The 14,586-nt window shown below is 67.8% G+C and carries 9 protein-coding genes; 7 read left to right on the top strand and 2 right to left on the bottom strand.

Translation table 11 applies throughout. The features are described from left to right. Positions 1 to 487: 487 nt before the first annotated feature. Positions 488 to 1,372: a TonB family protein gene (locus ACFX4F_RS19630; protein ID WP_380657974.1), complete on the bottom strand. Its 885-nt coding sequence runs from the start codon at positions 1,370 to 1,372 to the stop codon at positions 488 to 490. Further along, complete coding sequence (gene gshB, locus ACFX4F_RS19625) at positions 1,372 to 2,319, bottom strand: glutathione synthase (RefSeq protein ID WP_380657972.1); 948 nt, start codon at positions 2,317 to 2,319, stop codon at positions 1,372 to 1,374. The genes ACFX4F_RS19630 and gshB overlap by 1 nt, the downstream gene beginning before the upstream one ends. Before the next feature lie 240 nt (positions 2,320 to 2,559). Here gshB and pilG point away from each other — a divergent pair, with 240 nt between their 5' ends. The 7 genes from pilG (at position 2,560) to ACFX4F_RS19590 (ending at position 14,513) form a co-directional block, all read left to right on the top strand. Further along, positions 2,560 to 2,961 (top strand): twitching motility response regulator PilG, encoded by a 402-nt coding sequence (gene pilG, locus ACFX4F_RS19620; RefSeq protein ID WP_005418455.1) that lies wholly within the window; start codon positions 2,560 to 2,562, stop codon positions 2,959 to 2,961. Between the two features lie 18 nt (positions 2,962 to 2,979). Continuing rightward, complete coding sequence (locus ACFX4F_RS19615) at positions 2,980 to 3,342, top strand: PleD family two-component system response regulator (protein WP_025877749.1); 363 nt, start codon at positions 2,980 to 2,982, stop codon at positions 3,340 to 3,342. Further along, complete coding sequence (locus tag ACFX4F_RS19610; RefSeq protein ID WP_025877750.1) at positions 3,342 to 3,872, top strand: chemotaxis protein CheW; 531 nt, start codon at positions 3,342 to 3,344, stop codon at positions 3,870 to 3,872. Before ACFX4F_RS19615 ends, ACFX4F_RS19610 begins: the two co-directional genes overlap by 1 nt. Positions 3,873 to 3,913: 41 nt before the next feature. Further along, a complete protein-coding gene (locus ACFX4F_RS19605; RefSeq protein ID WP_380657969.1) occupies positions 3,914 to 5,950 on the top strand; it encodes a methyl-accepting chemotaxis protein in 2,037 nt (678 codons plus the stop codon). Between the two features lie 100 nt (positions 5,951 to 6,050). Beyond that, positions 6,051 to 12,734: an Hpt domain-containing protein gene (locus ACFX4F_RS19600; protein WP_380657967.1), complete on the top strand. Its 6,684-nt coding sequence runs from the start codon at positions 6,051 to 6,053 to the stop codon at positions 12,732 to 12,734. Then, entirely contained in the window at positions 12,721 to 14,052 is a 1,332-nt protein-coding gene (locus ACFX4F_RS19595; protein WP_380657965.1) for a chemotaxis protein CheB, read from the top strand. The genes ACFX4F_RS19600 and ACFX4F_RS19595 overlap by 14 nt, the downstream gene beginning before the upstream one ends. Further along, entirely contained in the window at positions 14,049 to 14,513 is a 465-nt protein-coding gene (locus ACFX4F_RS19590) for a chemotaxis protein CheW (protein WP_089236526.1), read from the top strand. Before ACFX4F_RS19595 ends, ACFX4F_RS19590 begins: the two co-directional genes overlap by 4 nt. Positions 14,514 to 14,586 lie beyond the last annotated feature (73 nt).

The raw sequence follows: 14,586 nt of genomic DNA, 5'->3' as shown, positions 1-14,586 counted from the left end.
AAGCCGTGGGTTGGCCGGGCGGGGGCTGCGCAGGGGACGCCGTGAATACGTCCCTGTAGGCTCGGTCGCCGCATCCATGCGGCTCACGCCCCTGCGCAGCCCACCCGCCCGGCCACGGATAGTTTCCGTGCGTGTCCGCCACGGAAATTCAAAACAAAATCAAAGTCAAAAGCAGATCGCTTCGCTCACATCCACGCATGGCGTGGATCTACCGTGCAGGCATGGCGTGGATGCCTCGTGTCGACCAAGGTCGACACCTACCAACAGCAAAGATGCGCCGCGATCTGTCAGAGGTGGGGCGGTGTCGGGTGGCGGGGTATCCGCGGCATGGATGCCGCGGCTAAGCCTACAGGGATGTACTTGCGGCGTCCCCGCCGCCCGACACCGCCCCGCCAAGCTTCAGTACACCAACCGCCGCTCTTGATCTTGCCGTTGCAGTTGCAGTTGCTTCCAGCGGGTCCCGGGCCGCAGGCCCGGGCAGAAAACCTTACCGGTCGTCGCGCAGTTCGCCACCCGGCAGGAACACCCACGTGCGCGTGACCTGCAGAATGTCGATCTGATCATCAGTGTTGGGCAACGGCGGGAACGGCTGCGCCAGCTGGATCACCCGCAGCGCCGCCTCATCCAACAGCGGCGTGCCGCTGGAGCGCAGGATGCGGCTGCTTTCCACGCTGCCATCGCGGCGCACCCCCACGCTGATCACCACCTGCCCACCTAGCCGGCGCTGCCGCGCTTCGTCGGGGTAGTTCAGGTTGCCGACCTGCTCTGCGCGGTCCACCCATGCGCGAAGGTAATTGGCGTAGGCGTATTCGCGCGTACTGGCCGAAACGAATTTCCGGTTCGGGCGCTTGGCGTACTGCGCCGAACGCAGGTGTACTTCCGCTGCCAGCCGCGCCATCTCGGCATCGCGCTGTTCGCGTGCAGTCATCGGTGCATCCGGGGTGGGCTGCAACGGGGTAGGGCGCGACTGCGCCAGGGCCACCGTGTCCTGGCCATTGCGGCTGCTGACCACGCGCGCCTGCGGTGGCGGCACCGGTGCTGCCGACTGTTGCTGCTGCGGTACCGGGCTGATGCCGGACTGCGCCTGCGGCACGATGCCGGCCTGGTTGTCGCGTGGGCGCTGCGCACGATCATGCTCGCCACCGCCCTCCTGGCTGGCGGCGGCCAGGAAATCGGCCTGCTTCGGGGTCAACGCGGTGCGGGTCTGGCTGAAGATCACTTCCAGGGTCGGTACCAGCGGCGCGTCGCCTTTCACGGCAAAGCCGACCCCGAGGATCAGCAGGGCGTGCACCAGCACCGACAGGGCGATGGTGGCGCCCAGCCGCTGCGCTTCACGCGGCGGCGGGGCGAGGACGGCAGGTGCGGCATCCATCAGCGCAGATCGGCCTCGATCGCGTCGAACAGGGTGCCGGCGATGTTCAGGCCGTACTGCGCGTCCAGTTCGCGCACGCAGGTCGGGCTGGTCACGTTGACCTCGGTCAGGTAGTCGCCGATGACGTCCAGGCCGACGAAGCGCATGCCACGGCGCTTCATCTCCGGGCCGACCTGGGCGGCGATCCAGCGGTCGCGTTCGCTCAGCGGCCGGCCTTCGCCGCGGCCACCGGCGGCCAGGTTGCCGCGGAACTCATCGCCCTGCGGAATGCGCGCCAGGCAGTAATCGACCGGCTCGCCATCGACCAGTAGGATGCGCTTGTCGCCGGCAGTGATGTCGGGAATGAACTTCTGGGCCAGGGCCAGCTTGCGGCCACCGTCGGTCAGCGTTTCCAGAATCACGTTCAGGTTGGGGTCGCCCTGGCCGCTGCGGAAGATCGAGCGGCCGCCCATGCCATCCAGCGGCTTCAGCACGGCCTGGCCGTGTTCCAGCGCGAAGGCCTTCAGTGCCTTGGCGTCGCGGCTGACCAGGGTCGGCGGGCAGCACTGCGGGAACAGCAGCGCGGCCAGCTTCTCGTTGTAGTCGCGCAGGCCCTGTGGGTTGTTGACCACGCAGGCACCGGCGGCGGCGGCGACATCCAGCACCTGGGTGTCGTAGACGTACTCGGCGTCGACCGGCGGGTCCTTGCGCATCAGCACGACCTGGCCGGGGCCGAATTGAGTCCGGCTGAATGCGCCCAGCTCGTACCAGCCGGCCGGGTCGTCGCGCACCTGCAGCGGGGCGGTCCAGGCCACGGCCACCCCGCCTTCCAGCGCCAGCCCGCCCGGGCGCACGTAGTGCAGGGCGTGGCCGCGGCGCTGGGCTTCCAGCAGCATGGCGAACGTGGTGTCCTTGGCGATCTTGATGTGGGCGATGGGGTCCATCACCACGATGACGTTCAACGGCATGGGTGCACCTGTCAGGCAAGGCGTTGATGGTAGCGGCAACGCCGGCCGTGCGCCTCCCCGGCGATGTGCAACGCAGCGTCCCTTGCCGGGCTGCGCAGTGATTGCCAATCCGGTCACGTTCAGCCCGGCGCCACGCCCCGCGCCACGGACCGCCCTTGAAGCGGGCGCGGGAAGTGCGATATAGATACGCTTTCGCAGCGGCTCCCGCCAAAGATTGGGCCGTGCGCTTGGGGAATGGCAATGACTGAAAACACGACTGCGGGCGGGGAGCTCGCAGGACTCCGGGTGATGGTCATCGATGACTCGAAGACCATCCGCAGGACTGCGGAAACACTACTGAAGCGCGAAGGCTGCGAAGTAGTGACCGCGACGGACGGTTTCGAGGCCTTGGCCAAGATCGCCGACCAGCAGCCGCAGATCATCTTCGTCGACATCATGATGCCGCGCCTGGATGGCTACCAGACCTGCGCACTGATCAAGGGCAACCAGCTGTTCAAGGCGACCCCGGTGATCATGCTGTCGTCCAAGGACGGCCTGTTCGACAAGGCGCGGGGGCGCATCGTCGGCTCGGAGCAGTACCTGACCAAGCCATTCACGCGCGAAGAACTGCTGGGTGCCATCCGCACGTACGTCAACGCCTGACCAGGGGGGAAAGGCACAATGGCTCGTATCGTCCTGATCGAGGATTCACCGACCGACCGCGCGGTGTTCACCCAATGGCTGCGCCGTGCCGGCCATGAGGTGCTGGAAGCGGACAATGCCGAAGATGGCCTGCAGCTGGTCCGCGACCAGGTGCCGCAGCTGGTCCTGATGGACGTGGTGCTGCCGGGCATGAGCGGTTTCCAGGCGACCCGGGCGATGGCCCGCGACGCCGCGATCAAGCACATCCCGGTCATCATCGTCAGCACCAAGGCGATGGAAACCGACAAGGCCTGGGGGCTGCGCCAGGGCGCCGCCGATTACATCGTCAAGCCGCCGCGCGAGGAAGAACTCATCGCGCGGATCAACGAGCTGGTGGCCTGATGCGCTCGCCCTTCGACATTCTTGAAGCCTACGAACGACGCAGCCTGGCCCACGCGGTGCAGCTGCCCGGGCGACAGTTCGCCCAGGACCTGTGGCGTGGCGTCGGTTTCCGTGTCGGCCAGCGCCGGCTGGTGTCCGATTTCCGCGAAGTGGTGGAGATCGTGCCGATGCCGCCGGTGACCCCGGTGCCCTGCGCGCAGCCGTGGCTGCTGGGCGTGGGCAACCTGCGCGGCAACCTGTTCCCGGTGGTCGACCTGAAATATTTCCTGGAAGGTGCGCGCACCGTCCAGCAGGAAGGCCAGCGCGTGCTGATCATGCGCCAGGCCGGTGGCGACGTCGCCCTGACCATCGACGAACTGTTCGGCCAGCGCAGTTTCGAGCTGACCCAGCAGATCGAGGCCGGTTCACTGGCCGAAGGACGCTACGGGCACTTCGTTGATCGCGCTTTCCATGCCGATGGCAACGACTGGGGCGTGTTTTCGCTCTCGCTGCTGTCGCGTACCCCTGAATTCCGGCAAGCCGCGGCCTGAGGCCGGGCATCGCCCCCTGCATTGAAAATCGAGGTTGAACGATGAGTACTGCTTCGGATGCCACCAAGTCCGGCAAGCTGCGGCTGGGCGGCAGCAACCTCTGGCTGGCGCTGCTGGCCCTGTCGATGATCCTGTTCGGTGTGAACACCGGTGTGTCCACCTGGCAGGGCAGCCGCCTGGCCGATGCCGGCTCCAAGGCCGCGGACCTGCAGGTGCTGTCGCAGCAGCTGGCCAACCAGGGCCGTGACGCGGTCGGCGGCAACGCGCAGGCCTTCACCGCCTTCAAGGCCACCCGCAACGCGATCGAGCAGAACGTATCGACCCTGCAGGGGCGCTACGGCAACGAGCCGGGCGTCTCCGGGGCGATCTCGACCCTGGCCGACACCTGGACGCCGCTGGGCAAGCAGGCCGGCCAGCTGGTCGCCAGTGAGCCGGCGGTGCTGGCGCTGGCCGGCAACGCCAACAACTTCTCCGGTGCGGTGCCGGGCCTGCAGGCCCAGTTGAACGAACTGGTGCGTGCGATGTCCGCCTCCGGCGCCCCGTCGTCACAGGTCTACAGTGCCCTGCAGCAGGTGGTGGTGGCCGGTTCGATGGCCCGTCGCGTGACTGAAATCCGTGCCGGCGGCACGGCTGCGGCCGCGGCCGGCGACGCGCTGGCCCGCGACATCACCGTGTTCTCGCAGGTGCTCGATGCGCTGCGCAATGGCAACGAGGATCTGGGCATCACCGCCGTGCGCGGCGCTGCCGCCGTTGCGGCGCTGGAGCAGTCGCAGCAGAAGTGGCAGGCGATGAAGCAGGACGCCGACGCGATCCTGGCCAGCTCGCGCCAGCTGTTCGCCGCACAGTCCGCTGCCGCCACGCTGGGCCAGGGTTCGGCGAAGATGCTGACCGACAGCCGCAAGCTGTTCGAAGCGTTCTCCTCGTTCGGCTCGGTGTCCGACACCCGCCTGTTCCCGAATTTCTGGATCGGCGTGGTATCCGGCGCACTGTCGCTGATCGCGATCATCGGCTTCGTCTCCACCAACGTGCGCAGCCGCTCGCGCGAACAGGAACTGCGCTACCAGACCCAGGTGGAGTTCAACAGCCGCAACCAGCAGGCGATCATGCGGCTGCTGGATGAAATCTCCTCGCTCGGTGAGGGCGACCTGACCGTGAAAGCCTCGGTGACCGAGGACATGACCGGCGCGATCGCAGACGCCATCAACTACGCGGTGGATGAGCTGCGCCACCTGGTGACCACCATCAACGACACCTCGGCCAAGGTCGCGCTGTCGACCCAGGAAACGCAGGCAACGGCGATGCAGCTGGCCGAAGCGGCCGGCCACCAGGCCAACCAGATCACCTCGGCCTCGGACCGGATCGGCGAAATCGCCGCCAGCATCGAGCAGGTGTCGCGCAACTCGGCCGAGTCGGCCGACGTGGCACAGCGTTCGGTGGTGATCGCCGCCGAGGGTGCCGGCGTGGTCCGCGAGACCATCCAGGGCATGGACCAGATCCGCGACCAGATCCAGGAAACCTCCAAGCGCATCAAGCGCCTGGGCGAATCCTCGCAGGAGATCGGTTCGATCGTGGAACTGATCAACGACATTTCCGAGCAGACCAACATCCTGGCATTGAACGCGGCCGTGCAGGCGGCTTCGGCTGGTGAGGCCGGTCGTGGTTTCGCGGTCGTGGCCGACGAAGTGCAGCGACTGGCAGAGCGCACCTCCGGTGCGACCCGACGCATCGAGAACCTGGTGCAGGCCATCCAGGCCGATACCAACGAAGCGGTCACCTCGATGGAACAGACCACCGCCGAAGTGGTGTCCGGTGCGCGCCTGGCCGAAGACGCCGGTACCGCACTGACCGAGATCGAGCGCGTGTCCAACGCACTCAATACCCTCATCAAGAACATCTCCATCGCCGCCCAGCAGCAGTCGTCGGCGGCGTCGGACATCACCCGCACGATGGGCGTGATCCGCCAGATCACCGGCCAGACCTCGCAGGGTGCCGGGCAGACCGCCGAGTCGATCGGCCACCTGGCGCAGCTGGCGGCCGACCTGCGCCGTTCGGTCGCCGACTTCAAGCTGCCGGCGTGACACGGGCAGGGCGGCGAGCAAGGAACCAGTCGATGAAGCATTTCCATTCCCCACGCCAGGATCCGCGCGACCGTCGCGCGGCGGCGACCGGAGCGCATCCATGAGCAGCCTGCGCGATGCGATGAGCCACGCGGCCCTGGGCTGGGTCAAGCCCGAGCTGGACGAGACCCTGCGCCTGGTGCGCAACGAGGTCGAGTACTTTGCCGAGGACCCAGGCGACAGCAGCCGCATGCGCATCTGCGCCGGCTACCTGCACCAGGTGCAGGGCACGCTGCGCATGGTTGAACTGTACGCCCCGGCGATGGTGGCCGAAGAGCTGGAACAGCTCGCCGTTGCCGTCGGCAAGGGCGAAGTGGCCGAGCGCGACGAGGCCTGCGCCACCCTGATGCGCGGCAGCGTGCTGCTGCCCGATTACCTGGAGCGCCTGCAGAACGGGCACCGTGACATTCCGATCGTGTTGCAGCCGCTGCTCAACGAGATCCGCGCCGCCCGTGGCGAAGCGCTGATCAACGACAGCGTACTGTTCGCGTTCGCGCCCGATTCGGTGACCGCCACCGAAGCGGAGCTGGACCACGCACGTGGCAGCCTCAGCGGCCGCAACCGCGAACTGCTGGACACCGTCGGCAACGCGGTCAAGGAAGAACTGCTGCAGGTCAAGGATGCCCTGGACCTGCACCTGCGTACCGACGGCGCGCCGCAACAGCTGCAGGAGCAGGTGACCAAGCTGGGCTCGGTGGCCGATACGCTGGGCATGCTTGGCCTGGGCGCCGCGCGCGGCGTGGTCGTGCAGCAGCGTGACGCGCTGCGCGGGGTTGTCGAAGGCCGCCAGCAGATCGACGAAGACATGCTGCTGGATATCGCCGGTGCGCTGCTTTATGTCGACGCGTCGCTGGACGACCAGGTCGCACACCTCGGTGCCAGCGGCAGTGGCCAGGATGATCCGAGCGCGGTGGAGAACCGGCGCACGGTGGAAGTGCTGGCACACGAGGCGATCGCCAATTTCGCCGCCGCCCGTGAGCATTTCGTCGCCTTCATTGAAACCAGCTGGAACCACGCGGAACTGCAGGATGTGCCGCGCCTGCTCGGCGATGTCTCCGGCGCATTGCGCATGCTCGACCTGGGCACCGCTGCCGACTACCTGCGCGGCGTGCAGCAGTACATCGAAGCCGAACTGATCGGCCGCCAGCGCGTGCCCAGTGGCCGCCAGCTGGACACCCTGGCCGATGCCATGGCCAGCCTGGAGTACTACCTGGAAGCCCTGCGCGACCGCCGTCCGGGTCGCGAGGACATCCTCGACATCACCCGCAGCAGCCTGGAAGCGCTGCGCTACTGGCCGCTGCCCGAGCGTGGCGTGGTCGCCGCCGAAGCCGATGCCGTGCAGCCGGTCGAGCGCGAAGCCGTGCCCGTGCCGGCCGTGCCGCTGCAGATCGAACCGCTGGACGCCATCGTGCAGGCCGCCGCGCCGGCGCCGGGCGACATGCCCGCGCCGCTGCCCGATTTTACCTTCGATCCGCTGCCGGAGGCCCCGGCCGCCGACAACGGTTTGATGTTTGGATCGCTGGGTACGCCGGCTGTCCCTGCCGAACCGCGCGACACCCCTGCGCCCCTGTTGTTCGCGGCCTCCAGTGCACCTGCGCCGGAAGTGCCGCAGTGGGAGCTGGGTGGATTCGACGCGTCGGCGGATACGGCTGCGGAACGCAGCGACGAGCGTGCGCCGACGTTCGACAGCTTTGATCCGGTCAGCTTCGATCCGGTGTCGGCCGAACAGTCCAACTCCGCTGCCTGGACGCTGTCCGGGATTCCGGAGCTGGAAGCGCGCGATACGCGTGTAGCCGCCATGGACGACAACGATGACGCCCTCCCGGCGACGTCGTTGCACGAAGCCTCGTTCGCTGCGCCGCTGGATGCGGTTGTTTCGCAGGCATTCGATCCGGTTGCCGCCGAGCAGGACGGCCAGCCGCCGCTGAACGACGATGTGGTGTTCCGTTTCGACAGCAACCTGTTGCACAACGCCGATGACGTGCTGTCGCTGGAAGCAATGGAAACGCTGTCGCTGGACGACGAACAGGAGTCGCCTGCGACGCTGGAACTCATTGATGCAGTTGCGGTGCCGCAGTTCGACGACGGCCTGGCCGTTGCCGAATTGACCGACGCCACCGTCGAGACCGAGGCTGAGGCTTACGTTGAACCGGTCGCTGATCTGCGCGCGTCCGAAGACCTGCCGGCATCGGCGGCTGCGCCGACCGTGTCTCTGGTCGATGTGGATACCATCGCGCCGATCGACTTCAGCGAGGCCGATGCGCAGTTCTTCGCAGAGCTGAATGCCGCCGCCGCCGACTTCAATCCCCAGGCCATGCAGGCAACTGCCGGGCCGACCGAAACCGTACCGCCGGCCGTGGCCGAGGGCGGGTTCGATGCGGGTTTCGATGACGATGCCGAAAACATCGACCAGGACATCCGCGAGGTGTTCCTGGAAGAATTCGACGACGAGCTCGGCAATCTCGGTACGCTGCTGCCGGCATGGCGCATGCAGCCGGACAACATGGATCGGCTGCGGCCGATCCGGCGCATCTTCCACACACTGAAGGGCAGTGGCCGCCTGGTCGGCGCACGTACCTTGGGTGAGTTCGCGTGGAAGATCGAGGGCATGCTCAATCGCGTGCTCGATGGCACCCGTGCCCCCACGCCGGCGGTGCTGGCGATGGTCGATCACGCATACACGGCACTGCCGCAGTTGAACGCGGCACTGCGCGACGGCCAGCGTGTCAGCGTGGACCTGCAGGCGATGCAGGCCATCGCCGATCGCGTAGGTGCAGGCGAAGAGACGTTCTACGTTGCGCTGCCGGGCGCTGCTGCACCGGCGCTGGTGACAGCGGCCGATGCTGTCGAGCCCGTTGGCAGCGCCGGGCCGGTTGTCGACGCCCCGGCAGAGAGCGCTGTCGAAGCGGCGGGTACGCCGGCCAACATCGACAGCGTGCTGCGCGAAATCCTGGAAGCCGAGGTGGAACTGCACCAGGCCACGCTGCAGCGCTGGTTGCGCTCGGCGCAACAGGCGCCGCAGCCGGTCAGCGATGCGCTGCTGCGTGCGGTGCACACCATGAACGGCGCCTTCGCGATGACCGAAGTGCCGGAAATCACCGCCGTTACCGGCGGCGCCGAGTCGTACATCAAGCGCGCGCTGGCCGCCGAGGTGGTGCCCGGTGATGACGCCGTGGCGGCCCTGGACGAGACCGCGCGGGCGATCAACGCGACCATGGACGCGCTGCAGGCCGAGCAGCCGCGGATTGCGCCGCAGGCTGAACTGGCGCAGCGCCTGCAGGCGCTGGCCGGTGAACTGCCGGAAGCACGCTGGCCGATGACCGGGATGGACGTCGAGGATGAAGACGAAGACGACCAGCTGCTTTCGCTGGTCGCCGATGCCGATACCGACGTGGACGTGTCGACGCATGAGGTCGAGATCGAGCCGGAAGCCGGGCGTGATACCGATGATGTCGATGCTGCCGACGCCGACGTGCTGGATGCAGTGCAGGTCAGCGAGGAAGCGTTGAGCGACGCGGGCCTGGAGTCCGCTGAATTGACCGGCAGCGATGATCTGTCGCGCTACTTCGACGCAGGGTGGCCTTCGATGCCGGACGCCCCGGCGCCGGAATCGACGTTGGAAGTGGCTGCTTCCCCGCTCGTCGGCGCGGAGATCGATGCCGGCCCGGCAGTGCCAGCATCGGAAGACACCGCACTGGAAGACACCGCGCTGACGGCGGTGGACGATCTGTCGCCGTATCTGGACGCCAGCGCGCTGCCGGTTGACGACCGCGACCTGGATGTCGCAAACGACCTGAATACGCCGCTGCCGTTCACACCTGAAACAGCGGTGGATGACGACGCTGCTGCAGTGCCACTCGACAGCGAGCTGTCCAGCCTGCAGGATGAAATGGCTGTGCCGGGCTTCGCAGACCCGGTCACGCTGGAAGCCGCGCTCGAGGCCGGCCTGCACGTGATCGACGAGGAGCAGGACCGGGACGAAGACGGGCAATGGCCCGTGCTCGGCCTGCAGGCCAGCGAACTCGCGCCTGGCGAGGCGGAAGCCTTTGCCGAGGATGCGGACGTCGGCGGGGAGGCGGCGGTCGGTGAAGGAGAGAGCACCGACCAGCCGTCCCCGGCGACGGTGGAAGACGTCGAGTCCACGGACTCGACGCAGGACGCCATTTCGCCCTCGCGTTTCTTCGAACTGGAAGATGCTCCGGGCCAGGCCGCCGTAGCGGACAGCGGCATGATCGTGGTGCCGATCGTGGCTGAGGCTGAGGCTGCGGCGACCAATGCCGAACCTGTCGCCATCGACAGCGCCGATGCGGTGGTGCCGGCGGACACTGCTCTGCTCGACGCCCAGACCGAATCCGAATCCGAATCCGAGACCGAAGACAGCGCCGACCTGCTCGACTTCAGCGTCTATGACCGCGAGCTGGTCGACATCTTCGTCGAGGAAGGCAAGGACCTGCTGGATCATTGCGATGGGCTGATCAGCGAACTGCGCGAAGCGCCGCAGGATCGCGAAGCCCTGGCCGGCCTGCAGCGCGATCTGCATACGCTGAAGGGCGGTGCGCGCATGGCGGGCATCAATGCCATCGGCGATCTCGGCCACAGCATCGAATCGTTGCTGGAGGCCGTCGCTGGCGGGCGCACCGAGATCGAACGTCGTGACGTGCAGTTGCTGGAGCGCGGTTTCGACCGCCTGCACCAGCTGCTGACGCGCACTGGTGAACATCGCGTTGTCGAGCCGGCACAGGATCTGCTCGATGCCTTTGAAGCACGGACCACGACCGACATCGCCGCCGCTGCCAGCGCAGCTGCAGACGCTGCTGCCACTGAGGCGGAGCAGACTCCGCAGGTCACTCCGGCCGTGGCCGTGGTCGATGCCCCGCTGTCGGCACCGTTGCCGGTGGAAGGCTCCACCGAAGAAGACCCGCTGGCCCGTCCGCAGCAGGAACAGGTGCGTGTGCGCGCCGACCTGCTCGACCGCCTGGTCAACCACGCCGGTGAAGTGGCGATCTACCGTTCGCGCCTGGAACAGCAGCTCGGTGCCTTCCGCGGCGCGATGGGCGAGCTGGAACGCACCAACGCGCGTCTGCGCGACCAGCTGCGTCGCCTGGACCTGGAAACCGAGGCGCAGATCGTTGCACGCTACCAGCGCGAGCAGGACCAGGCCGACCACAAGTTCGATCCGCTGGAACTGGACCGTTTCTCCACCCTGCAGCAGCTCAGCCGCGCGCTGAACGAGTCCGCCGCCGATCTGGGTGGCCTGCAGGGCGTGCTGGACGATCTGTCGCGCCAGTACGATTCGCTCCTGCAGCAGCAGTCGCGTGTCAGTTCGGAACTGCAGGACGGCCTGATGCGCGCGCGCATGGTGCCGTTCGACGGCCTGGTGCCGCGCCTGCGCCGGGTGGTCCGCCAGGCCGGCATGGACACCGGCAAGCAGGTCCATCTGACCCTGGAAGGCACCCACGGCGAACTCGACCGCAACGTGCTCGATCGCATGGTTGCGCCGCTGGAGCACATGCTGCGCAACTCGGTTGCCCATGGCCTGGAAGCACCGGAACAACGTCGTGCCGCCGGCAAGCCGGAAGAAGGCGAAATCGCCATCCGCCTGCACCGTGAAGGCTCGGAAATCGTGCTGGACGTGGCCGACGACGGCGCGGGCCTGGATCGTGAGGCGATCCGCCGTCGCGCCATCGAACGCGGCCTGTTGCCTGCCGATGCGCAGCCGAGCGAGCAGGAGCTGGACAACCTGATCTTCGCGTCGGGCTTCTCCACCGCCGACCAGGTCAGCCAGCTGGCGGGCCGTGGCGTCGGCATGGACGTGGTCGGCAACGAAGTGCGCCAGCTCGGTGGCTCGGTCGACATCCAGTCGGTGCGTGGCCAGGGCGTGCGTTTCACCCTGCGCCTGCCGCAGACGCTGGCGGTCACCCAGGCAGTGTTCGTGCAGATCGGCGAAACCACCTTCGCAGTACCGGTGGCGTCGGTCAGTGGCATTGGACGGCTGTCGCACGAACGCTTTGAAGCGGCCGACAGCAGCTACCGCTACGGCGGCGAAGACTATCCGCTGTACGACCTCGGCAGTCTGGTCGGCCAGGCCCCGGCGCGCGCCGACGGCCAGGCCCAGGTACCGCTGCTGCTGGTCCGCGCGGGCGACCTGCGTGCCGCCGTTGCGATCGATCAGGTGCTGGGCAACCGCGAAGTCGTGGTCAAGCCGGTGGGCCTGCAGATCGCCTCGGTACCGGGCATCTACGGTGCCACCATCACCGGCGATGGCCGCGTGGTGGTGATCCTGGACGTGGCCCCGCTGGTGCGCCGCTTCCTGGCCAACCCGACCGCGCCGGTGCTGGTCAATGCACCCCGCCAGGAACGGCAGGTGCCGTTGGTGATGGTGGTGGACGATTCGCTGACCATGCGCAAGGTCACCGGCCGCATCCTGGAGCGTCACAACTTCGAGGTGAGCGTCGCCCGCGATGGCGTCGAAGCTCTGGAACAGCTGGAAGAGCGCGTGCCGGACCTGATGCTGCTGGACATCGAAATGCCGCGGATGGACGGCTACGAGCTGGCTACCGCAATGCGTGCCGACCCGCGCTACAAGGACGTGCCGATCGTGATGATCACCTCGCGCAGCGGCGACAAGCACCGCCAGCGCGCCTTCGAAATCGGTGTGCAGCGTTACCTGGGCAAGCCTTACCAGGAGCTGGACCTGATGCGTAACGTGTACGACTTGCTGGGGATTGCCCGTGTCCGTGAGTGACCTCGATCCGGTTCCGGCCGTAGCCCTGCTGGCCCGCCCGGGTGCGGCGCGTGAGCGCCTGCGCGAGGCGTTGGCCCATGCCGACGTGCAGATCGTGCTGGAAGACGATCCCATCACGCTGGAACCGCAGGCACTGCAGGATGCACGCCCGCAGTTCGTGGTGATCGCGCTGGAAGCGGCCATTGAAGATGCGCTGGAGCGCCTGGAACCGGCGCTGTCGGCACCCGGCTTGACGCTGGTGTTCGACGAGGCTGAACTGGCCGCGCGTCGCGATGGATGGGAAGCGCAGCGCTGGGGCCGTCACCTGGCCGCCAAGCTGCACGGCCACCAGCAGGTGCTGCCGCCGGGCGCCGAGGACGAACCGGCATTGCAGCTTGAGCCGGGCCGGCCGTCGACGCCGCCGGTGCCGAAGGAAACCGCGCTGCAGCCGCACCTGGAGCAGGCCCGTTCATGGGCCGACGACGTGCCGGCGGATGGCCTCTATTCGCCACCAGCCCATCTGCATGAGCCGATCGCGCTGGAGCAGGCACTGGCGGCGCTGCAGCCGGTGCTGGCGGAGGCGGCGACGCCCGTTGATGCAGCGCCTGCACCGCCGCCGGTGCCGGTCGCTCCCCAGACGGTATTCACCGATCACACCGCCTGGTCGCTGGTCGACGAGGCCAGCGACGCGCCGGCAGAGCCGCGTGCTGCTGCGACGGTCGCGGCGCCGGAACCGGCGTTCGACACCGAGCATCTGTCACTGGTCGACCTGGACGCCGCCGCACCCGCAGGCAGCCGCGCCGGTGCGCTGCTGGTACTGGCCGGTATCGGCGGTCCCGATGCGTTGCGCCGCCTGCTCGCGGCACTGCCCAGCGGGCTGGCCGTGCCGGTGCTGGTGCACATGCGCCTGGATGGCGGCCGCTATGGCAACCTGGTCAAGCAGATGGCGCGCGTATCGCCGCTGCCGGTGCAGTTGGCCGAAGCCGGCCAGCGCGCCACCGCGGGTGAAGTGCACGTGCTGGCCGATGACATCGGCGTGCACGCCGCTGCCGATGGCCTGTACTTCCAGAGCGAAGCGCAGGGCATCTCGATTGCCGCGCTGTCGGCCGAGCACAGCGCGCTGGTGCTGCTGAGTGGTGCCGATCTGGCCCATGTCGGCCCGGCGTTGGACCTCGCCGCCGCCGGCGCCTGGGTAGCCGGGCAGGTGGGCGAAGGCTGCTACGACCCGGCTGCGGCGACGGCCGTGGTCGCTGCCGGCATGGCGGCCGGTGAACCGCAGGAACTGGCGCAGGTGATCGCCGCGCGCTGGGGCCTGGATGACGACGGAGATGCCGCATGAGCTATGCCAGCAATGATGAGATCCGTGGCGTCCTGATCTCGGCCGGTGCCGAACGGGTCCTGCTGCCCAATGCCACCGTGGCCGAGATGATGTCGCGGGTGCCGGTGCAGGCAGTCGCCGATGCTCCGCGTTGGCTGGTGGGTGAGATCGGCTGGCACGGCTGGCAGGTGCCGCTGGTGTCGTTCGCGCGACTCTCCGGGTTGGGCGAAGAGACGGTGGCCGGCCACAACAAGGTGGTGGTGCTCAAGACCCTCAGCGGCAACCCGGAGCGCCCGTATTACGCGCTGCTGACGCAGAGCTTCCCGCAGCTGATCTCGGTACCGCGCGATGGCCTGCTGGCCGACGCATCCGAGGAAACCCTGCCCGACATCGTGCACATGCGCGTGCTGCTGGGCGAACAGAGCGCCCTGTTGCCGAACCTCGACGCACTGGAAGCTGCGCTGGATTCGCTGACGGCCTGACCGGAATCCGCCGGGCATGGCCCGGCGCTACCGCAGGCGTTCCGGATATCGGGTAGCGCCGGGCCATGCCCGG

The organism is Stenotrophomonas sp. YIM B13575 (genome assembly GCF_042787595.1).
Lineage (GTDB): Bacteria > Pseudomonadota > Gammaproteobacteria > Xanthomonadales > Xanthomonadaceae > Stenotrophomonas > Stenotrophomonas lactitubi_B.
Note: the sequence above shows the minus strand (reverse complement) of the source record. Positions and strands in the feature narration are given on the sequence as shown.